The organism is Gilliamella sp. X-57 (assembly GCF_057063565.1).
In genome coordinates, this window is sequence record NZ_JBXSQI010000062.1 from 1 (window position 1) to 1,056 (window position 1,056).

Consider the following 1,056-nt stretch of genomic DNA (forward strand, 5'->3'; position numbering starts at 1 on the left):
TTCAACGCCCTAAATATTGTGGTGGCACAGTGGTATTTAAGTGGGAACATATTATGCCCGCTAACTTTGGCGAAACCGGCTCAGACATGGGCGGCACCAATATGGTTAACTTAATGACCTTTCACCCCTATAAAACCGGCTTCCCTGTTGCCCAATCGGTCGGCATTGGCAAAAATACCTATAACCCTCAAGACTATAAAGATGAATGGGAATTTATTCGCCGTTATATGGAGCACGGCCCCGAAAACTTGCCAAAACCACGCCTAAGCACCCATTTACCCATGCCCTTTCATGGTTTTGAGGGGCATGTAAAACCCATGATTCATGCAGCTAAAAATGCACCAACGGCATGGGTGTATTTACTGCTTATTCCTGTATTTTTAATTTTATTACCGTTTTACACTATCGGCTACTTTATTTCGGAATGCCTATGCTGGCAACCGCGCTGGCCAAAAGTAATACGCCAAGCTGGTCAAGTGGGCAAACCCACTCCAAAAGAAACCACCTTATCGGACTATCCCCCTAAGGTACAACAAGCTATATTAGATAGCCGCTTGGAATGGGGAGTGCGTGACGAAAAAACAGGAAAGCTAGTTGATTATGGTAATTCTTAATATAAAAACACTTTTTAAAATAATAACAACAGGATGTAAAATCGATGTACGTTGGTGAATTTTTATTATGGTTTGGTAGCGCCATGAAAGCCGAAACTCGCAAAAAATTAAAAATGGGTTATACCAGTGGTGATATGACGCTAAAAGAGGTTCAAAAAGATTACACGCAAAAATCCGTCAGTAATAATCCCAGACCAATAGGACCTTACTACGCCTATAACGATCGCTATTTAGAGATCCGTGGTGGCATGTTTGAAAATTTTCGGGGTATTCTGACTTGGATTAGTTTACTTATATTTTGGGTTATTTATTCTAGTTGGGATTTGGGATTTGGGATAGCTTTAGACTTATATAATCATAAAAGTGATAATATTGGTTCAGGAATATTCGCAATAATCTTTTTTGCAACTATCTTTTCAATACTTACCTATTTATGTATCCG

At 39.7% G+C, this 1,056-nt stretch carries 1 protein-coding gene and 1 pseudogene; both read left to right on the plus strand.

What is annotated here, in order from left to right; all coding sequences use genetic code 11:
• Positions 1 to 614: DUF6708 domain-containing protein (locus ACYIAL_RS12790; RefSeq protein WP_483751908.1), on the plus strand; the 614-nt coding region annotated here is incomplete at its 5' end.
• 44 nt (positions 615 to 658) lie between these two features.
• A pseudogene (locus ACYIAL_RS12795) lies at positions 659 to 1,056 on the plus strand (hypothetical protein); the annotation flags it as partial.